The organism is Streptomyces sp. NPDC005962 (assembly GCF_040629205.1).
Lineage (GTDB): Bacteria > Actinomycetota > Actinomycetes > Streptomycetales > Streptomycetaceae > Streptomyces.
In genome coordinates, this window is sequence record NZ_JBEXVE010000002.1 from 49,976 (window position 1) to 68,351 (window position 18,376).

Consider the following 18,376-nt stretch of genomic DNA (forward strand, 5'->3'; position numbering starts at 1 on the left):
TCAAGGGTCCGCGTATGTAGTGGAGTTACCTGCCGCGCACCCCCTTGACGGGTCCATGGCGCGGGGCTAGCTTCCCGGAATCCGCGTTGAAACATTTCATTCTGGAGCCTTTCGTGAGTCAGTCTGTTCCGGTCCTCGCCCTCAAGGGGGTGAACAAGTCCTTCGGCGCCGTACGGGCCCTCCGGGACGTCTCGCTGGAGCTCTTCGCCGGTGAGGCGCACGCCCTGGCCGGGGAGAACGGCGCGGGCAAGTCGACGCTCATCAAGGCGCTGGCCGGAGTGCACCGGCCGGATTCCGGGCAGGTGCTGCTGGACGGCGAACCGGTGGTCTTCCACGGCCCCGCCGACGCCCGGGACGTGGGCATCGCCGTGATCTACCAGGAGCCGACGCTCTTCCCCGATCTGTCGATCGCCGAGAACATCTTCATGGGCCGCCAGCCCCGGCGCCCGCTGCGCCGGATCGACCACAAGGCGGTACGGGCCCAGGTCGCCGGTCTGATGACGCGGCTCGGTGTCGACCTCGACCCGGACCGGCCCGCGCGCGGGCTGTCCATCGCCGACCAGCAGATCGTCGAGATCGCCAAGGCGCTCTCGTTCGACGCCCGCGTACTGATCATGGACGAGCCGACGGCGGCGCTGACCGGCAGCGAGACCGCCCGGCTCTTCGCGGTGGTCGAGGCGCTGCGCGCGGAGGGCGCCGCGGTGCTGTTCATCTCGCACCGGCTGGAGGAGATCTTCGAGCTGTGCCAGCGGGTGACCACGCTGAGGGACGGGCGCCGGGTGGCGTCCGAGCCGCTGGCCGGGCTGACGCAGGACGACCTCGTACGCCGCATGGTCGGCCGGGACCTGGAGGAGCTGTATCCCAAGCAGCGGACCCGGGTCGGCGAGACCGCGCTGTCGGTGCGCCGGCTGACCCGGGAGGGCGTCTTCCGGGATGTGTCGTTCGAGGTGCGCCGTGGGGAGATCGTCGCGCTCGCGGGGCTGGTCGGCGCCGGGCGCAGCGAGGTCGCGCAGGCCGTCTTCGGGGTGGACCGGGCGGACGCGGGCGAGGTGCGGGTGGGCGGCACGGTGCTGCGGCCCGGTTCGCCGACCGCCGCCATGGCGGCGGGGCTCGCGCTCGTCCCCGAGGACCGGCGCCAGCGCGGCCTGGTCATGGAGATGTCCATCGAACGCAACATCGGGCTGACCGGCCTGGACCGGCTGGGCCGCGCGGGGATGATCAAGCGCGCGCTGGAGCGCGGCCGGGCCTCGGACTGGGCGGTACGGCTCCAGCTGAAGTACGGCAGCCTCGGCGACCACGTCGGGGTGCTGTCCGGCGGCAACCAGCAGAAGGTCGTGCTCGCCAAGTGGCTGGCCACCGAACCGGCCGTGCTCATCGTGGACGAGCCGACGCGCGGCATCGACGTCGGCACGAAGGCCGAGGTGCACCGGCTGCTGTCGTCGCTGGCCGCCGACGGGCTCGCGGTGCTGATGATCTCCTCCGATCTGCCCGAGGTGCTCGGAATGGCCGACCGGGTGCTGGTGATGCACGAGGGACGGCTCGTTGCCGAGATCCCGCGCGCCGAGGCCACCGAGGAGTCGGTGATGGCCGCCGCGACAGGGCTGGGCGGCAAGGGGAGGAGCGCGGCGTGACGGTCACTGTCGAAAAACCGGCCGCCCCGGCGGAAGGGGCGCGCTCGGCGCGCTCGCTCGTCGACGCCGTCTTCCGGGCGCGGGAGATCAGCATCGCGGGCGCGCTGGCGCTGCTGGTGCTGTTCACCTGGGTCGCCGAGCCCCGCTTCCTGAACGACCAGGGCGTCAAGGACCTACTGCTGAACGCCGCGATCCTGGTGCTGCTCGCGGTCGGGCAGTCCGTCGTGGTCATCACCCGCAACATCGACCTGTCGGTGGGGTCCGTGGTGGGCCTGTCCGCCTTCGCCTGCGGGAAGTTCGTCTCCGGTACGGACCACGGGGTGCTGACGGTGCTGCTCCTCGGCGTCCTGGTCGGCGCGGTCTGCGGCGCCGTCAGCGGATCGCTGGTCAGCTTCGGCAAGGTGCCCGCGCTGGTGGTCACGCTCGGGATGCTCTACATCATCCAGGGCCTGGACTACTGGTGGGCGCAGGGAGAGCAGATCAGCGCCGCCGATGTGCCGCAGTCCGTGCTGGACCTGGGCAGCGGCAGTGTGCTGGGCATCCCGTATCTGCCGCTGATCTCCGTGCTGGTGCTCGCCGGGACCGCCTACTTCCTGCGGATGTACGCGAGCGGCCGGGAGCTGTACGCCATCGGCTCCAGCCCCGAGGCCGCCCGGCTCGCCGGGGTGCCGATCCGGCGCCGGGTGCTGGGCGCGTACCTCTTCTCCGGCGCCGTCTCGGGCTTCGCGGGGGCGCTGTGGCTGGCCCGCTTCGGGACCGTCGTCGCGGACAACGCGCACGGCTGGGAACTGACGGTCGTCAGCGCGGTCGTGGTCGGCGGAGTCGCCATCGTCGGCGGCACCGGCACCGTGTGGGGCGCGGCGCTGGGGGCGCTGCTGCTCACCACCATCGTCAGCGCGCTGGCCGTGCTGAAGGTCGACTCCTTCTGGGCGGACGCCATCGCGGGCGCCCTGCTGCTGGCCGCCATCAGCGTGGACCGGATCGTGAACGTGCGCATGACCCGTGCGCTGAGGAAGAGGAGCGCACGTTGAACAGGGCGCTGAACAGGGTGCTGCTGCGCTGGGACACCGCCGTCGGGGTGCTGCTGGTCGCGGTGTTCCTCACCGGGCTCGGCACGACGGACGGCTTCGCGAGCCACGACAACCTCGCCTTCGCCTTCAACGACATCGCCGAGGTCGCGCTGATGGCGCTGCCGATGACGCTGCTGGTGGTGGCCGGGCAGGTCGATCTGTCGGTGGCCTCGATGCTCGGCCTGTCCAGCGCGCTGACCGGTGAACTGTGGGAGAGAGGCTGGGCGTTCGAGACGATCGTGCCGGTCGTGCTGCTGGTCGGCGTGGCCGGCGGGCTGCTCAACGGCTGGCTGGTCACCCGGGTCGGGCTGCCGTCCCTCGCCGTTACCATCGGCACGCTCGCGCTGTACCGGGGGCTGGCCTCGGTGGTGCTCGGGTCGAACGCCATCACCGACTTCCCCGAGACGTACGCGAAGTGGGCGGTCGACACCACCACCGTGCCCGGGACCTTCCTCACCTATCCGGTGGCGCTGTTCATCGTGCTGGCCGTGGTCGCCGCCGTGGTGCTGCACTGCACCGGGCTCGGCCGGTCGCTGTTCGCCATCGGTGCCCAGGAGGACGCCGCGTACTTCGCGGGCATCCGCGTCAAGCGGTTCAAGCTGCTGCTGTTCGTCGTGGCGGGGCTCGTCTCCGCCTTCGCCGGGGTGGTGTTCACCCTGCGGTACGGGAGCGCCCGCGCCGACAACGGCCAGGGCTTCGAAATGCTGGTCATCGCCGCCGTCCTGCTGGGCGGGGTCGACTTCGACGGCGGCAAGGGCACCCTGTTCGGCGCGGTCGCCGGGGTGCTGCTCATCGGCGTCCTGAAGAACCTGCTGACCCTCAACGACGTGGCCAACGAGGTCCAGGTGATCGTCACCGGGCTGCTGCTGGTGGCGTCCGTCCTGACTCCTCGCATGGTCAAACGGCTGGCAGTTGACGGATGACAGCTAGCAGCTGACGGATAGCAGATGACGGCTGACAGATTTCAGATTTTGACTTTCAGATGTTGATACACGTGAAAGGTCCGCCCATGATCCAGCGTTCCTCTTCGCGGCGCCGCGCCGCCGCCACCGCCGCCGCGGTCTGCGCCCTCGCCGTCACCCTCGCCGGATGCGGCGGCACCACCAAGAAGGACAGCGACAACAGCGGCAAGGCCGACAGCGGATCGCAGGCCAAGGCCAACCCCGACGCCCCGCTGAAGAAGGGGCTCAAGCTCGCCTTCCTGCCCAAGCAGATCAACAACCCGTACCTGAAGATCCTGGACACCGCCGGGATCGGCGCCGCCCGGGAGTTCGGCGGCAAGGGCAAGGAGGTCGGGCCGTCCGACGCCAGTGCCTCCTCCCAGGTGTCGTACATCAACACCCTGGTCCAGCAGCGGCAGGACGCCATCCTCATCGCCGCCAACGACCCCAACGCGGTGTGCGGACCGCTCAAGCAGGCCATGAAGAAGAACATCAAGGTCGTCGCGTACGACTCGGACACCGCCCCGGCCTGCCGCCAGCTGTTCATCAACCAGGCCGGCTCCGAGGAGATCGGCCGCAGCCAGGTGCGGCACCTGGCGAAGCAGCTCGACTACAAGGGCGAGATCGCGATCCTCTCGGCCACCCAGAACGCGACCAACCAGAACACCTGGATCGGGTTCATGAAGGACGAGCTGAAGAAGCCCGCCTACAAGAACATGAAGCTGGTCAAGACCGTGTACGGGGACGACGACGACCAGAAGTCGTTCCAGGAGACCCAGGGCCTGCTGAAGGCGTACCCCAAGCTCAAGGGCATCATCTCGCCCACCACGGTCGGCATCGCCGCGGCCGCCCGCTACATCAGCGACTCCTCGTACCGGGGCAAGGTCGTGCTGAACGGCCTCGGCACGCCCAACCAGATGCGCAAGTACGTCAAGGACGGCACCGTCGAGCAGTTCGCGCTGTGGGACCCCAAGAAGCTGGGATACCTGGGCTCGTACGCCGCCGCGGCGCTCGCCTCCGGGCAGATCACCGGGGCCGAGGGGGAGAAGTTCAAGGCCGGGAAGCTCGGTGAGTACACGGTCGGCAAGAAGGGCGAGGTCATCCTCGGCCCGCCCACCGTCTTCGACAAGTCCAACATCGACAAGTTCCACTTCTGAGGCGGGCGGCCCGTGATGCGGCGTGTGTGTTTTCTGCTGAAGGTCCGCCAGGAGCGGCTGGCCGAGTACCGCGAGCGGCACGAGGCCGTGTGGCCCGAGATGCTGGAGGCGCTCTCGGCCGCCGGATGGCACAACTACTCGCTCTTCCTGCGGGAGGACGGACTGCTGGTCGGCTATCTGGAGACCGAGGACTTCGCGGCGGCGCAGGCCGCGATGGCCGCCACCGACGTCAACGCGCGGTGGCAGGCGGAGATGGCGGGCTTTTTTGAGGAGTTGGACGGCGCCAAGCCCGATGAGGCGATGACACCGCTCACCGAAGTGTTCCACCTCGCCTAGCCTCGCCCAGAACACGGAGGACACCCCCGACATGAGACCCCTGCTCGTGACCGCGCTGGCCGCGACCCTCCTCGTGGCCGCCACCCCGGCGGACGCGACCGCCGCGGCCCCCGGCCCGGCGGTCAGCAAGGTCGCCGACACCCAGCTCGACCCCCAGGCCGTCTACTTCGAGTCGTACAACGGCCTCGTCAACAACAACGCGTTCCAGAAGAACGGGCTGCTCACCTATAAGGGCTACCAGTACGCCGTCTGGTACACCGGCGACCGCACCGCCGTCATCGGGCGCCGCGCGCTGGGCCGGTCGGACTGGCAGACCGTCCGGCTGCCGCACAAGCTCACCGCCGACGACTCCCACAATGTGATCTCCATGGGGATCTCGCGCGTCGACGGCCGGCTGCACCTCAACATGGACTCGCACAGCAGCGGCTTCTTCTACGTGAAGTCGGTGGCCGGGCTGCTGGACGACCCCGCCGGACACCCGTGGAACAGCGGCCAGTTCGGCGGCGTGCAGACCACCCTGGACGGGCTCGCGCTCACCTCCCAGTTCACGTATCCGCAGTTCGTGGCCACTCCCGAGGGCCGCCTCCAGCTCAGCTACCGGGTCGGAGTCTCCGGGAACGGCCGCAACGCGCTGGCCGAGTACGACGGCACCAAGTGGACGGCGCTCGGCGAATGGTCCGCGTCCACCGGTACCTACACCAGCGAGCACGGTTCCAGCACCGCCCGCAACATGTATCTGCACGGCATCGACTACGGCGCCGACGGCAGGCTGCACGCCTTCTACACCTGGCGCGAGCAGAACAACGCGGTGATGTGCGACGCCGGTGGCCTCACCAACCACGACACCGGCTACGTCTACAGCGCGGATCGCGGCCGCACCTGGCGCAACGCGGCGGGCACGGTCGTCGGCACCACCGGTGGCGCCGACAAGGTGACCGTGAACGACACCGGCACGGTCGTCGATCCGCTGAACCCCGACCACTCGCTGATGAACCAGGAGAGCCAGGCCACCGACTCCGCCGGGCGCCCGCACGCCCTCATCAGCTACGTCCCCGGCCGCTTCGGTCAGTGCACCACCGACTACGTGGCCGACCGGACCACCAACGGCCGTGCCTTCCACCTCTTCAAGAACGCGACGGGCGCCTGGAAGAAGACCGAGATCCCGGTGGCGCCGAACTCCAGCCAGCGCACCCACCTGGCCTTCGACAAGTACGACAACGCCTACGCCGTCATGCCGTACGGCCGCATCGTCGGCGCGTCCAGCGCCTCGGGGTACACCGACTGGAAGACGCTCTTCGACGGCAGCGGGCTGGACGCCTTCGGCGAGGTCGTCGTCGACGACACCCGCCTCGCCCAGGACGGCGTGCTGTCGTTCATGTACCAGCGGAAGTCGAGCGGCACCACACCCTCGGCCCTCCGCGTCATCGACTTCCGACTGCCGGGTTAGGGCTTGAGCGCTCACGGCGTCGGCATCAAGGAGGTGGCGAAGGAGGCCGGGGTCTCGGTCGGCACGGTCTCCAACGTCATCAACCGCCCCGATGCGGTGTCCGAGGAGACCCGGGCCCGGGTGCTGGCCACCATCGAGCGGCTGGGGTACGTACGCAGCGAGTCGGCGCGTCAGCTGCGCGCGGGCCACAGCCGCATCGTCGGGCTGCTGGTGCTGGACATGGCGAACCCGTTCTTCGTGGACGTGGCGGGCGGCGCCGAGCGCGCGGCGCGCGAGGCGGGCCTCGGGGTGATGGTGTGCAACAGCGCCCAGAGCGTCCGGGAGGAGGCCGACTACCTGGAGCTCTTCACCGAACAGCGGGTGCGCGGCGTCCTCGTCACTCCCGCCGACGCCACCGGGCGCAACCTGGAGTCGTTCCGGCGGCACGGCATCCCGTTCGTCTTCGTCGACCGCGAGGTGCCCGGTGCCGAGGGCTGTTCGGTGTCGGTCGACGACGTCGAGGGCGGCGCGCTCGCCGCCCGCCACCTCCTCGACCAGGGGCACCGCGCGCTGGCGTACGTCAGCGGCCCGATGCGTCTCGCCCAGTGCCGCGACCGCCGCACCGGCGCGCTGAGCGCCCTGCGGGAGGCCGGGGTCGGCGAGTCCGCGCTGCGCCATGTGGAGGTGGAGCGGCTGGACGTGGCGGGCGGCCGGGACGCGGGGGCGCGGCTGCTGGGCATGTCGCCGTGTCCGACCGCGGTGTTCTGCGCGAACGACCTGCTGGCGCTGGGGGTGTTGCAGGCGCTGTACGGGGCGGGGGTGTCGGTGCCGGGTGAGGTGGCGTTGGTGGGGTACGACGACATCGAGTTCGCGGCGGCCGCGGCGGTGCCGCTGACCTCCGTGCGGCGGCCCGCGTTCCGGATGGGGCGTACGGCGGCGGAGCTGCTGATCGAGGAGACGGGGGAGGCGGCCGAGGCCCACCGCCACCGGCGGATCGTGCTGCGGCCCGAACTCGTCGTCCGCGGATCGAGCCTGGCCCGTACCGTTCACGGCAGGTGACCGTGGCGGCGGGGTGGAGGAAATACGTGCCGCGCACGCCATAGCATGGGTACCGCGGCCGAGGTGGGCCGCGGAAAGGCGGAGGCCGAGGTCGTGGGACGCATGGTGGGGATCAAGGACGTCGCGCGGCAGGCGGGAGTGTCCGTCGGCACCGTATCGAACGTGATCAACCGTCCGGAGATGGTCGCCGAGGCCACCCGTGACCGGGTGCAGGCGGCGATCGAACGGCTCGGCTACGTACGCAGCGAATCCGCGCGCCAGCTGCGCGCCGGGCGCAGCCGGATCATCTCGCTGCTGGTGCTCGACATGGCGAACCCGTTCTTCGTGGACGTGGCCAGCGGCGCCGAGCGCGCCGCCCGGGACGCGGGCCTCGGCGTCATGGTGTGCAACAGCGCGCAGAGCGCCGACGAGGAGGCCGACTACCTCTCGCTCTTCGCCGAGCACCGGGTGCGCGGCGTCCTGGTGACCCCCGCCGACGCCACCGGCGGCAACCTGGAGCACTTCCGCCGCCACGACATCCCCTTCGTCCTCGTCGACCGCGAGGTGCCCAGCGCCGAGGGCTGTTCGGTGTCGGTCGACGACATCGAGGGCGGCGCGCTCGCCATCCGCCACCTGATCGCCCAGGGCCACCGCGGACTGGTGTACGTCAGCGGCCCGATGCAGCTGCCGCAGTGCCAGGACCGGCGTGCCGGGGCGCTCGCCGCGCTCGCCGAGGAGGGCCTGCCGCCGGAGTCGCTGCTGCACATCGAGGCCGCGCGGCTGGACGTGGCGGCGGGCCGCGACGCCGGGGCCCGGCTGCTGGGCATCTCACCCCGGCCGACCGCGGTGTTCTGTGCGAACGACCTGCTGGCGCTGGGTGTGCTCCAGGCGCTCTTCGCGGCCGGGGTGTCGGTGCCGGGTGAGGTGGCGCTGGTCGGGTACGACGACATCGAGTTCGCGGCGGCCGCGGCGGTGCCGCTGACCTCCGTGCGGCAGCCCGCGTTCCGGATGGGGCGCACGGCGGCGGAGCTGCTGATCGAGGAGACGGGCGACGACGCCGACGCCCACCTCCACCGGCGGATCGTCCTCCAGCCGGAGCTGGTCGTACGGGACTCGACGCTGGCGGCGAAGCCGGGCACGTGAGCCGCGGGCTGTTCCCGGGGCGCGGTGCCCGTGCCGGGCGGCCCCTCGCCGTACGCGTCGGCGCTGCGCGGGCGGCTTGAGGTCCGGTCGGCGGGCCGGTCCGTCAGACCGCGGCCGGGGCGGGAACCCCGTCCAGCAGCGCCCGGATCTCGTGCACCGCGGCCCGGCCCGCCCGGTTGGCCCCGACCGTGCTGGCCGAGGGCCCGTAGCCGACCAGGTGCACGCGCGCGTCTCGGACGGCCCGGGTCCCCTCGACGGCGATCCCGCCGCCCGGCTCGCGCAGCCGCAGCGGGGCGAGATGGTCGATCGCGGCGCGGAAACCGGTGGCCCAGAGGATGACGTCCGCCGCCACCGTGCGGCCGTCCGCCCAGCTCACCCCGTCGGGGGTGATCCGGTCGAACATCGGCAGCCGGTCCAGCACGCCCCGCGCACGGGCCCGCTCCATCGCCTCCGTCATGGGCAGCCCGGTCACCGACACCACGCTCTGCGGCGGCAGCCCCCGCCGCACCCGCTCCGCCACCAGCGACACCGCCTCCCGGCCCTGGTCCTCGCCGAACGGCCCGGTGCGGAAGACCGGCGGGCGGCGGGTGACCCAGGTGGTCGCGGCCGCCACGTCGGCGATCTCCAGCAGATGCTGCACCCCGGACGTCCCGCCCCCGACGACGATCACCCGCTGCCCGGCGAACGCCTCCGGACCCGGGTACCGCGAGGTGTGCAGCTGCCGCCCCCGGAAGGTCCGCTGCCCCGGGTAGCGCGGCCAGAAGGGGCGGTCCCAGGTGCCGGTCGCGTTGATCAGCGCGCGGGCGGACCACGTCCCGGCGGAGGTCTCCACCCGCAGCCTGCCGTCGTCCTCCCGCACGGCGGTGACGTCGACGGGCCGTACGACCCGCAGGTCGAAGGCGCGCTCGTAGCGTGCGAAGTACGCAGGGACCACCTCGGACGACGGCCGCTCGGGAGCGGCGTCGTCGCCGGTCAGCCGCATCCCGGGCAGGTCGTACATCCCGTGCACCTTGCCGTACGTCAGCGACGGCCACCGGAACTGCCACGCCCCGCCGGGCGCGGGGGAGTGGTCGAGCACCACGAATCCGGCGCCCGGCTCGTACCCCGCCCTCCGCAGGTGATACGCCCCGGACAGCCCCGCCTGCCCGGCGCCCACGACCACGACGTCCACGTTGTTCATGCTTCTGCTAACTCGGCTCCGGCCCCGGATCTTCCCGGTCCTCCAGCCGCATGCCCCGGCTCTCGGCCACCCGCAGCGCGTCATGCAGCGCCTCGGCGAGCCGATGCCCCACGAAGCGCAGCTCACCGGCGTGCGCCTTGCGGTCCCGGAGGAGCAGGCGTGCGTGCCCGAGGAGGTCGGTCCCGGTGCGGAGCTGCACGGTCTCCATCTCGTCGGCCAGCCGTGAGATGTAGCCCGCGCCGGAGTCGTCGCTGACGAGGTAGCAGGGCTTGCCGCTCTCGGCTGGCCAGGGCAGGAGGCGGGGGCGTGGGGATTGCATGGGGCCGCTCCTTGACGTTCGGAAGCGGTGGCGGAAACAGCTTCGGGTGCGCAGAAGGTGGCCCGCAAGATGATAGGTAATTTCCGCTTGAGATGGCATATGTGACCAAGTGGGCTGTTTGCCTCACAGGTGGGGACTAGCGGTGTTTGACTCGGGACTCGCACATCGACGTAGCAGGCTCGGCTCACTGGAAGGCATACTCGTGGCAGCACCAACGGGACCGACGGTCCGTCGCATGCAACTCGGCTGGGAGCTCAAGCGGTTGAGGGATGGAGCCGGATTCACCCTGGCGGAGGCGGTGGACGGGTTGACGTTTTCGACCACGAAGCTGTTCCGCGTGGAGAACTGCCTCTCGGCCCTGCCCAAGGCCACGGACTTACGAGCCCTCCTGGACCGGTACGGCGTCGAGGACGAGGAAGACATCGACTTCCTCATGCAGATCCACCGCGATTCCCTCAACCGGGGCTGGTGGTCCATCTATCGCAGTGTGCTGCCGTCCGGGATGGGCATGCACATCGGCCTGGAGAGCGGCGCCCGAACCAGCCGGACGTGGCAGCCACATGTTGTCTTCGGGCTGTTGCAGACGGAGCGCTACGCCCGGGAGATGTTCGTGGCCGCCAAGCCGGTTGAGGAGACCACCACGGAGTTCGTCGAGCGCCACATCCAGATCCGTAGCGAGCGGAAGAAGGCCCTGAGGCGTAGGGACAACTCGCTGGAACTCTGGGTCATCCAGGACGAAGCGTCGCTGCGTCGCGTGGTGGGCGGCCCGGACGTCATGCATGAGCAGTACGAGGAGATTCGGACCCTGGCGCAGCTCGACAACGTCACGGTGCAGATCCTTCCGATGGCCATGGCCACCTACCGGACCGGTGCCAACTTCAATCTGTGGGAGTTCGGCAGTCCGTTGCCGGTGGTCGTGCAAAGCGACGCGATCGACGGGTCGGACATCAGCGACAAGCAGACGACCATCTGGTCCTTCTCCCGCAGGTTCGAAGCGCTGCGGGCGGGTGCTCTCTCCCCTGGCGAGACACCGGCATTCCTACAACAACTAGCACGGGAGATCTGACATGAGTCACCGCATAGCACCCGATGTCGCCCCGGAAGGCGCCTGGTTCAAGTCCTCGTACAGCGAAAACAACGGCACCGGGTGCGTCGAGATCGCCCACCTCACCCGCACCACCCGGATCGGCATTCGCGACTCCAAGGACAAGGCGGGCCCCGCCCTGGTCGTCCCGGCCGCCGCCTGGGCCGCGTTCGTCAGGGAGATCCGTCACTCATAACACCGACTGCTCGGTCCAGATGCACTTTCCGGTGGCGGTGTAGCGGGTGCCCCAGCGCTGGGAGAGCGCGGCCACCAGCTGGAGTCCGCGCCCGCCCTCGTCCGTCTCCGCGGCATGGCGGATGCGGGGCGTGGTCAAACTGCCGTCGGAAACCTCGCAGATCAGCTCCTCACCGCGCAGCAGACGCAGTCCGACGGGGCTTTTGGCGTGCCGGACGGCGTTCCCGACCAGCTCGCTGACCAGTAGCTCCGCGGTCATGATGAGCGGGTCGAGGTTCCAGCGGGCCAGCTGGTCGCGGACATGGTCGCGTGCCTCGCTCGCGGCGATCGGCCCGTCGGACAGCGGCCAGGCGGCGATGTCGTCGGGGGCTGTCGCATGGGTACGGGCGATCAGCAGCGCGGCGTCGTCCTGCGTGAGCTCCTTCTCGGGCAGCAGCTCCGCCAGGACGTCGTCGCACAGCCGCTCCAGGGGTTCCCTCCCGCCCCGGACCGTGACCGCGCCGGACAGCGCGCTCGCCAGGTGCTTCATGCCGCGGTCGATGTCCCGGGTGGGCGATTCGATGAGCCCGTCGGTGTACAGCACCAGCAGACTGCCCTCGGGGAGGGAGACCTCGACCGTCTCGAACGGCGGCCTGGCCGCGCCCAGCGGAGGGTCGGGGGAGTGGCCGGGGAACTGGACGGCGCCCCCGGGGAGGACGATCCCGGGCGGAGGATGCCCGGCGCGGGCGAAGGAGCAGGTGGTGGTGACGGGGTCGTACACCGCGTACAGGCAGGTGGCGTAGAAGTTGTCCCCGAGGTCGTTGACCAGCTCATTGAGGCGGGTGAGGAGCTCGGCGGGCGGGAAATCCAGATCCGCGAGGGTGCGCACGGCGGTGCGCAGCCGCCCCATGGTGGCGGCCTCGGACAGGCCGTGCCCCATCACGTCGCCGATCACCAGGGCCACCCGGGCGCCGGACAGCGGGATCACGTCGTACCAGTCGCCGCCGACGTCGATGCCCTCGCTGGCGGGCAGATAGCGCGCGGCGGTGGTGACCGTGCACAGCGACGGCAGGGTCCGCGGCAGGAGTCCCCGCTGGAGCTCCTTGGCCCGGTTGTGCTCCGTGTCGTACAGCCTGGCTCGCTCGATGGCCTGCGCCATGAGCCCGCTGAGGGCGGTGAGCAGGGCCTGCTCCTCCCCGTCGAGATGGCGCGGCTCGGTGAAGGAGATGACCGAGCAGCCGATGCAGCGGCCGGAGACGGTCAGCGGCAGGAAGGCCCAGGCGGCCTTATCGGCCGCGGACGGGCGCCAGGCCATCGCCGGATAGCGCTCGATGTACTCCTCCGCCGAGCCGATGAAGGCCGGTGTCCTGCTGTAGTACACCTCCGCGACCGGGGAGATGTCGCCGATCGCGGACCCGTCGATGGAGTCGAGGAAGGACCGCGAATATCCGGCGGCGCCGGCGACCCGTATCACCTTCCCTTCGATGAGCTGGACGACGAGGCCGGAGGCGCCGAACGGCGGCAGCACCCGCTCGGCGATGGCCTTCACCACGTCCCGCATGGTCAGGGCCTCCGCGAGGGCGTTGGTGAAATCGGTGATCCGGGCGGTGCGCTCGGCCGCCGCGCGTTCCGCCGCGGCGCGCTCCTCCTCGCGTGACCGGCGCTCGGTGACATCGGTGGCGTAGACCGTCAGCCCGTCCGGCACCGGGACCAGCCGCATGTGGTACCAGCGCTCGTTGGCGGGCCACCGCACCTCGAATTCGACGGGTGCGCCGCTGTCGGCGGCCTGTCGGCAGTGTGCCTCGAGACCCGGTTCCGCGGCATCGACGCCGAGCTGGGCGAAGGCGTCCCACAGCGTCCGGCCGTGCAGCGTCCGGGGGGTACCGAGCATTCGCTCCGCTTCGACGTTGACGAAGGTGATCCGCCACTCGCTGTCGACCGCGAAGAACGCGTCGCTCATATGGCGCAGCGCGCGGTTCACCGCGTCCCGGGCGATGCGGTTCTCGGTGGTGTCCCATACCGTGCCGACCATGCCGACAGGCTGACCGTCCTGCCCGAGCAGGACCCGCCCCCGCGCGCTGACCCAAGCCGTGGTCCCGTCGGGTCGGCAGATCCGGTACTCCACGCTGAAGACTCTGCGGTGGCGGATCGCCTGCTCGGTCTCGACCAGCACCCATGGCAGATCATCGGGGTGGACCATGCCGGTCCAGTTCTCGAACGGCTGCTTCGGGGCGTCCGGCTCCATGCCGAAGAGGGCCAGGGTCGGCTCGTCCCACACCAGTTCTCCGGTGGCCAGGTTCCACTCCCAGGACCCCACCCTGAGCGCTTTGAGCGCCTGCCGCAGACGGGTGGCGGGCGGCTCCTGCCGCACTTGGCCCTCCGGGTCCCGGTCCTCCCGGTCCCGGTCCTCCAGGTCCAAGCCCTCCAGGTCCTGGTCCTCCCGGTCCCGGGCGGCTTCGGCCGGCCAGGGGGTCGGCGAGTGCTCCCGCAGTCGCAGCGCGGCCCACGCGGCGAGTGTCTCGACCGACTCCCGCTGCCGCCGCGTGGGCTCCCGGGCGCGGTCCGTCAGCACGGACAGCACGCCCGCCACCCCGCCCGGGGTGATCAGCGGAACCGCCAGCAGCCCGCAGTCGGCGGGCAGCGCCGGGCCGCGAGCGGCGCCGGTAGGGGCGGGCGCCCATACCGGCGCTCCGCCGGCCACGGCGCGGGCCGGGGCGGTGACGCCGGACTCCTCGATCTTCTCCCAGCGCCGGGCGACCGTACGCGCGAGCCCATGCGCCGCCATCAGCAGCAGCCCCGGGCTGACCGGGCCCCGCAGATGCACCATGCCGCCCAGCCCGCCCGATTCCGTGACCGCGTGGTCCAGCGCGTAGCCCAGCAGCTCGGCGTCGCCCAGCTCATCGCCCGCCGTGATGATCGTGCGCAGGCGGCCGGTACCGGCCTGGTCCAGGGGGTCCTGCTCGGCCATGGCTCACCTCCCGCCGCGAGCGCGAGCGGAACCGGGGCAAGCCTCCGGACATACCCCGGAAAATCACTATTACGCGCATTGCACACTTTGAGGGTATGCGACTGCTCGGGCGTATCCTGTACTGCGCGGTGTGCGGCTGCCGCCCCCGGAAGGTCTCCTGCACCGGGCAGCGCGGCCAGAAGGCGCGCTCGTAGCGTGCGGAGTACTCCGGGATCACCTCGGACGAGGGCCGCGCGGGAGGGGCGTCGTCGCTGGTCAGCAGCATCCCGGCCCGGTCGTACATCCCGTACACCTTTGTTCACGCTTCTGCCGGCTCCGCTCCGGCCCCGGACCTTCCCGGCGCACGGGCGGTAAGGTCCAACCTTCTGCTGGCGGAGGAACGGGGGGATTGACGTGAGGTTCCATCGTGTGCGGTGGCGGGTCGCCGCACTGCTGGTGACGGCGGTCGTGGCGGGCTGCGGGGCAGGTGCCACGACCGGGTCGTCCGGGGATCGCAAGGGAGTGCCCGACGCCCAGGAAGCGGACGACCTGCCGCCGCTGCCCATCGACCGGTACAAGCTCGGCAAGCGGGCCACCAAGGAATTCGACACGGCGCGGGATCGTCTCGCACAGCGCTGCATGGTGGATCTGGGCTTCACCGGCTTCCCCTTGGACCCGAAACCCCCGAAGAGTCGGAGGTCGTCGGGGGCGCCGCTCCTGGCGCTCCGGGTGAGGGAGACGCCGTTGGGGCCGCTCGACCTCGACCGGGCGAAGCGGTGGGGATACGGCTGGTCACCGAAGAAGGACCCGCTGGCCGGGGCCGGGCCGAAGGGCCGGGCCATGACGGACAAGGAGTACGCGGCCCTGTACGGCCTGTCCGACGACGCCCCGAAGGGCGGCTGTGCCGGGCAAGGGGACCGGCAACTGCTCAAGGGCGTGGCGGACTCCTCCCACATGTGGGCGTATCCGGCTCGGCGTGAGCAGCGGCTGGGGGCGGCGGTGGCCAAGGACCGGCGTCTCCGGAAGACGTTCGCCACCTGGTCGGACTGCGTCGTGGACAAGGGGTTCAAGCGGTACGGGAACCCGGAAGCCGCACAGGAGGACAAGGCCTGGGGCCCGGGCCGCGACGGCAACACCACCCAGACCAAGCGGGAAGTCGGCACCGCCGTCGCGGACATCGAGTGCAAGCGGAAGCACAACACCCTCGGGGTGTGGTGGTCCGTGCTGGCGAAGCGTCAGCGGGCCGACATCGACCGGAACAAGGCCGCGTACGAAGCGGTCCGACGGGATCTGGACACGGTGCGGGCCAACCTACGCTCGGCCGCCGACGGCTACTGAGCGGTCTGACTGCGAAGCAGAGGGCTCGGCGGGAGGCCGGTGTTCAGGCTCTGCGGTCCAAGGGGCCGTCCGGGCGGCCGTCACGCATGAGAGCCCACTGGCGGGACACCGATGAGCAGGCTGAGTCCTACGGGACGTTCACCCAGGAGCCGACCCGCCCCGAGCTGGAGCGGTTCTTCTTCCTGCCGTGGCCGGTGGTGGTGTACCTCGCCGAGCGGCGTTGCCGCCGGCGCTGGTTGCGTTGCTGCCGGTCCCGGTGGGGGATTGCGGCAGCGTGAGCCAGCGCACCAGGCAAGGGGGGCTCTCACAGTACCTGCATCACCAGGGTCTCCCAGACGTCCAGGACGCCTGTCAACCTGTTTGAGGCGGCTCCCGGCTACACAGAGGAGCCACGGGAGGCGCGCACGGCGGCCGCCCGAGAACCCGTCCCAGGCGCCCTGAACGAAAGCGCCGACAACACTCCATGGACACGCACCGCAGCTTTACCCCCCCATCAGTTCAATTCAGCTGCACCGGACGCGCGCCCGTGTCAGCACATGCTTCCACGACAGAAGGAACAAAGACCAATGGCGGATAACCAGTTCACCACTCACGCAGACCTTTTCGATCTGAGTGGGAAGTACGCACTTGTCACTGGCGGCACCAGGGGCATTGGGATGATGATAGCGCGCGGCCTTCTGCAGGCGGGCGCCCGCGTCATTATCAGCTCACGCAAGGCAGACACGTGCGCGGAGGCACAGCATCTACTGTCCGAATTCGGCGACGTTCAAGCAATCCCCGCCGACCTGTCCAGGTACGACGAGTGTCAGCGCCTCGCTGATCTTGTCAAGGTCGACTCGGAACGCCTGGACATCCTCGTCAACAACGCGGGAGCGATGTGGCGCGAGCCGCTGGAGACGTTCCCGGACGAGGCCTGGGACGCAGTGATCGACCTCAACCTCAAGTCCCCGTTCTGGCTGGTGCAGGCGCTGCTCCCCGCACTTCGCAGGGCGGGCACCGCCGATGATCCCGCGCGGATCATCAACATCGGCAGTATCGCCGCCATCCACGTCGCCGAGTCGCCCAACTACTCGTACGCCAGCAGCAAAGCGGCACTCCATCAACTCACCAGAGTGCTTGCCAGGGAACTGGGCCCACAGCACGTCACGGTGAACGCGGTAGCCCCAGGACCGTTCCCGTCGCAGATGATGGCGTCCACGCTCGATGCCATCGGCGACACGATCGCGGCGAAGGCCCCTCTGCGCCGGCTCGGCCGCGACGACGACATGGCAGGTATCGCCGTGTTCCTCGCTAGCCGGGCCGGGTGTTACCTCACGGGCACCATCATCCCGATCGACGGCGGCATCGCCACGACCGCATCAGGTACCTAGGCGTCGGCGCGAGGCTTTGCCAGCGGCCGACGGGCCCTCGTGAACACCTCCAAGTCGGGTCTCAGCGCAGTGGTCGGGGTACCAGCAGTACCTCCCTTCGCCTGCGGACAGGGCCTATGGTGAAGGGGTGGCCACGATCGATCTGCGCACTGAAATCAAGGAATTCCTGAGCTCGCGTCGCGCGCGGATCGCGCCTGAGCGGGCCGGACTGCCCGCCTACGGCGGCAACCGCCGGGTCAAAGGTCTGCGTCGCGAAGAGGTAGCTCTACTAGCAGGGGTATCGGTCGACTACTACGTGCGTATGGAGCGCGGCAGCCTCACCGGCGCCTCCGACGGGGTGCTCGACGCGTTGGCCTCTGCCTTGCAACTTGACGAGGCCGAGCGCGATCACCTATTCCACCTTGCGCGGCAGTCCCGGGCGCCCAGCGGTCCACGCCGCCGGCGACCCGCCGTGACGGTGCGTCCGGCGCTTCAACAGGTGCTCGACGCCATCACCGATGCGCCGGCTTGGATTTGCAACGGCCGTTATGACGTGCTGGCCATGAATCAACTTGCCCGCGCGCTGTATTCACCGGTGCTGGCCGACACGCGACGGCCGGCGAACACCGCGCGGTTCGTGTATCTAGATCCCGAAGCGGCAAAAACGTTCTTCGTCGACTATGACCGAATCGCCTGCGATGTGGCCGCGAAGCTACGCATGGAAGCCGGCCGCAATCCGCACGACGAGGAGCTGATCGCCCTAGTCGGTGAATTAGCAACAAGCAGTGAACTATTTCGGCAGCGGTGGGCATCTCAGGACGTTCGGCTCCACCGGTCCGGACGCAAGCGTGTGCACCATCCGGTAGTGGGCCAGCTCGACCTGGACGTCGAGTCCATGGAGCTGCCTGCCGAACCCGGCCTGCTCCTGAACGTCTACACCGCGCCCGCTGGCACGGCGACCGCGGACGGTCTAGCCCTATTGGCGTCGTGGGCGGCTTAGTGCTGTGACCGGAAGCGACCAGCGGCAAGAGTGCTCGATGTCCAACGCCGGGGTCAGGGAACGATGATGAGGAGATGACTGTCGGCTCACGTGCTCGTGATCCTGGAGTTTCCCTCCATGGCCGACGCCCGCCGTTGGTATGCGTCGCCCGAGTACGCCCAGGCTCTCGAGATCCGCAAGGACGCCCTGGACCGCAGGCTGCTGTTCGTCGACGGCGGGCCCTGACCACAATGGCGGGCCCGT

Annotated in this window: 18 protein-coding genes and 1 pseudogene; 15 read left to right on the forward strand and 4 right to left on the reverse strand. The window is 70.2% G+C overall.

Annotated features, from left to right (window positions below):
- Nucleotides 1-113 precede the first annotated feature (113 nt).
- The 8 genes from ABZ370_RS04235 (at nucleotide 114) to ABZ370_RS04270 (ending at nucleotide 8,742) form a co-directional block, all read left to right on the forward strand.
- Nucleotides 114-1,631 (forward strand): sugar ABC transporter ATP-binding protein, encoded by a 1,518-nt coding sequence (locus tag ABZ370_RS04235; protein WP_358616191.1) that lies wholly within the window; start codon nucleotides 114-116, stop codon nucleotides 1,629-1,631.
- Nucleotides 1,628-2,662 (forward strand): ABC transporter permease, encoded by a 1,035-nt coding sequence (locus ABZ370_RS04240; protein ID WP_358616194.1) that lies wholly within the window; start codon nucleotides 1,628-1,630, stop codon nucleotides 2,660-2,662. The genes ABZ370_RS04235 and ABZ370_RS04240 overlap by 4 nt, the downstream gene beginning before the upstream one ends.
- Nucleotides 2,663-2,679: 17 nt before the next feature.
- Entirely contained in the window at nucleotides 2,680-3,624 is a 945-nt protein-coding gene (locus ABZ370_RS04245; RefSeq protein ID WP_358617408.1) for an ABC transporter permease, read from the forward strand.
- An 86-nt stretch (nucleotides 3,625-3,710) separates the two neighbouring features.
- Entirely contained in the window at nucleotides 3,711-4,799 is a 1,089-nt protein-coding gene (gene rhaS, locus ABZ370_RS04250) for a rhamnose ABC transporter substrate-binding protein (protein WP_358616197.1), read from the forward strand.
- A 15-nt stretch (nucleotides 4,800-4,814) separates the two neighbouring features.
- Complete coding sequence (locus tag ABZ370_RS04255) at nucleotides 4,815-5,135, forward strand: L-rhamnose mutarotase (protein ID WP_358616200.1); 321 nt, start codon at nucleotides 4,815-4,817, stop codon at nucleotides 5,133-5,135.
- Between the two features lie 31 nt (nucleotides 5,136-5,166).
- Entirely contained in the window at nucleotides 5,167-6,582 is a 1,416-nt protein-coding gene (locus tag ABZ370_RS04260; RefSeq protein ID WP_358616202.1) for a BNR repeat-containing protein, read from the forward strand.
- Between the two features lie 3 nt (nucleotides 6,583-6,585).
- Nucleotides 6,586-7,620: a LacI family DNA-binding transcriptional regulator gene (locus ABZ370_RS04265; protein ID WP_358616205.1), complete on the forward strand. Its 1,035-nt coding sequence runs from the start codon at nucleotides 6,586-6,588 to the stop codon at nucleotides 7,618-7,620.
- A gap of 102 nt (nucleotides 7,621-7,722) precedes the next feature.
- Nucleotides 7,723-8,742, forward strand: a complete 1,020-nt coding sequence (locus ABZ370_RS04270; protein ID WP_358617410.1) for a LacI family DNA-binding transcriptional regulator — start codon at nucleotides 7,723-7,725, stop codon at nucleotides 8,740-8,742.
- A gap of 103 nt (nucleotides 8,743-8,845) precedes the next feature.
- Here the strand turns inward: ABZ370_RS04270 and ABZ370_RS04275 are convergent, their stop codons facing one another.
- Together ABZ370_RS04275 and ABZ370_RS04280 are read right to left on the reverse strand one after the other, a co-directional pair.
- Nucleotides 8,846-9,922 carry an NAD(P)-binding domain-containing protein gene (locus ABZ370_RS04275; protein WP_358616207.1) on the reverse strand — a complete coding sequence of 359 codons (1,077 nt, stop codon included), beginning with the start codon at nucleotides 9,920-9,922 and terminating at the stop codon, nucleotides 8,846-8,848.
- 7 nt (nucleotides 9,923-9,929) lie between these two features.
- On the reverse strand, nucleotides 9,930-10,241 hold the full coding sequence (locus tag ABZ370_RS04280; RefSeq protein ID WP_358616210.1) for a hypothetical protein: 312 nt from the start codon (nucleotides 10,239-10,241) through the stop codon (nucleotides 9,930-9,932).
- 235 nt (nucleotides 10,242-10,476) lie between these two features.
- Between ABZ370_RS04280 and ABZ370_RS04285 the strand changes: the two genes are divergently transcribed.
- Nucleotides 10,477-11,307, forward strand: coding sequence for a helix-turn-helix transcriptional regulator (locus ABZ370_RS04285; protein WP_358616212.1), 831 nt, complete (start codon nucleotides 10,477-10,479; stop codon nucleotides 11,305-11,307).
- 1 nt (nucleotide 11,308) lies between these two features.
- A complete protein-coding gene (locus tag ABZ370_RS04290; protein ID WP_358616215.1) occupies nucleotides 11,309-11,521 on the forward strand; it encodes a DUF397 domain-containing protein in 213 nt (70 codons plus the stop codon).
- On the opposite strand, the gene ABZ370_RS04295 is transcribed toward ABZ370_RS04290, so the two are convergent.
- Together ABZ370_RS04295 and ABZ370_RS04300 are read right to left on the reverse strand one after the other, a co-directional pair.
- The gene (locus ABZ370_RS04295) at nucleotides 11,516-14,467 is read right to left on the reverse strand and encodes a SpoIIE family protein phosphatase (RefSeq protein ID WP_358616217.1); all 2,952 of its coding nucleotides are present in this window, start codon (nucleotides 14,465-14,467) and stop codon (nucleotides 11,516-11,518) included. The two genes, ABZ370_RS04290 and ABZ370_RS04295, sit on opposite strands and share 6 nt — an antisense overlap.
- Nucleotides 14,468-14,585: 118 nt before the next feature.
- Nucleotides 14,586-14,762 (reverse strand): annotated as a pseudogene (locus ABZ370_RS04300) (pyridine nucleotide-disulfide oxidoreductase); the annotation flags it as partial.
- Nucleotides 14,763-14,860: 98 nt separating this feature from the next.
- Between ABZ370_RS04300 and ABZ370_RS04305 the strand changes: the two are divergent.
- The 5 genes from ABZ370_RS04305 to ABZ370_RS04325 all read left to right on the forward strand — a co-directional run bounded on the left by ABZ370_RS04305 (nucleotide 14,861) and on the right by ABZ370_RS04325 (nucleotide 18,358).
- Nucleotides 14,861-15,784, forward strand: coding sequence for a hypothetical protein (locus tag ABZ370_RS04305; protein WP_358616219.1), 924 nt, complete (start codon nucleotides 14,861-14,863; stop codon nucleotides 15,782-15,784).
- Nucleotides 15,785-15,870: 86 nt separating this feature from the next.
- Nucleotides 15,871-16,062 (forward strand): hypothetical protein, encoded by a 192-nt coding sequence (locus ABZ370_RS04310; RefSeq protein WP_358616221.1) that lies wholly within the window; start codon nucleotides 15,871-15,873, stop codon nucleotides 16,060-16,062.
- Nucleotides 16,063-16,350: 288 nt separating this feature from the next.
- On the forward strand, nucleotides 16,351-17,154 hold the full coding sequence (locus ABZ370_RS04315) for an SDR family oxidoreductase (RefSeq protein WP_358616224.1): 804 nt from the start codon (nucleotides 16,351-16,353) through the stop codon (nucleotides 17,152-17,154).
- Nucleotides 17,155-17,281: 127 nt separating this feature from the next.
- Entirely contained in the window at nucleotides 17,282-18,133 is an 852-nt protein-coding gene (locus ABZ370_RS04320; protein WP_358616227.1) for a helix-turn-helix transcriptional regulator, read from the forward strand.
- A 90-nt stretch (nucleotides 18,134-18,223) separates the two neighbouring features.
- A complete protein-coding gene (locus tag ABZ370_RS04325; RefSeq protein WP_358616230.1) occupies nucleotides 18,224-18,358 on the forward strand; it encodes a DUF1330 domain-containing protein in 135 nt (44 codons plus the stop codon).
- Nucleotides 18,359-18,376 lie beyond the last annotated feature (18 nt).

Coding starts and splice junctions, on each gene's coding strand:
- ABZ370_RS04260 (WP_358616202.1), top strand. CDS start 5,167: ATGAGACCCCTGCTCGTGACCGCGCTGGCCGCGACCCTCCTCGTGGCC.
- ABZ370_RS04295 (WP_358616217.1), bottom strand. CDS start 14,467: ATGGCCGAGCAGGACCCCCTGGACCAGGCCGGTACCGGCCGCCTGCGC.
- ABZ370_RS04280 (WP_358616210.1), bottom strand. CDS start 10,241: ATGCAATCCCCACGCCCCCGCCTCCTGCCCTGGCCAGCCGAGAGCGGC.
- ABZ370_RS04310 (WP_358616221.1), top strand. CDS start 15,871: ATGAGAGCCCACTGGCGGGACACCGATGAGCAGGCTGAGTCCTACGGG.
- ABZ370_RS04275 (WP_358616207.1), bottom strand. CDS start 9,922: ATGAACAACGTGGACGTCGTGGTCGTGGGCGCCGGGCAGGCGGGGCTG.
- ABZ370_RS04315 (WP_358616224.1), top strand. CDS start 16,351: ATGGCGGATAACCAGTTCACCACTCACGCAGACCTTTTCGATCTGAGT.
- ABZ370_RS04285 (WP_358616212.1), top strand. CDS start 10,477: ATGCAACTCGGCTGGGAGCTCAAGCGGTTGAGGGATGGAGCCGGATTC.
- ABZ370_RS04255 (WP_358616200.1), top strand. CDS start 4,815: ATGCGGCGTGTGTGTTTTCTGCTGAAGGTCCGCCAGGAGCGGCTGGCC.
- rhaS (WP_358616197.1), top strand. CDS start 3,711: ATGATCCAGCGTTCCTCTTCGCGGCGCCGCGCCGCCGCCACCGCCGCC.
- ABZ370_RS04290 (WP_358616215.1), top strand. CDS start 11,309: ATGAGTCACCGCATAGCACCCGATGTCGCCCCGGAAGGCGCCTGGTTC.
- ABZ370_RS04270 (WP_358617410.1), top strand. CDS start 7,723: ATGGTGGGGATCAAGGACGTCGCGCGGCAGGCGGGAGTGTCCGTCGGC.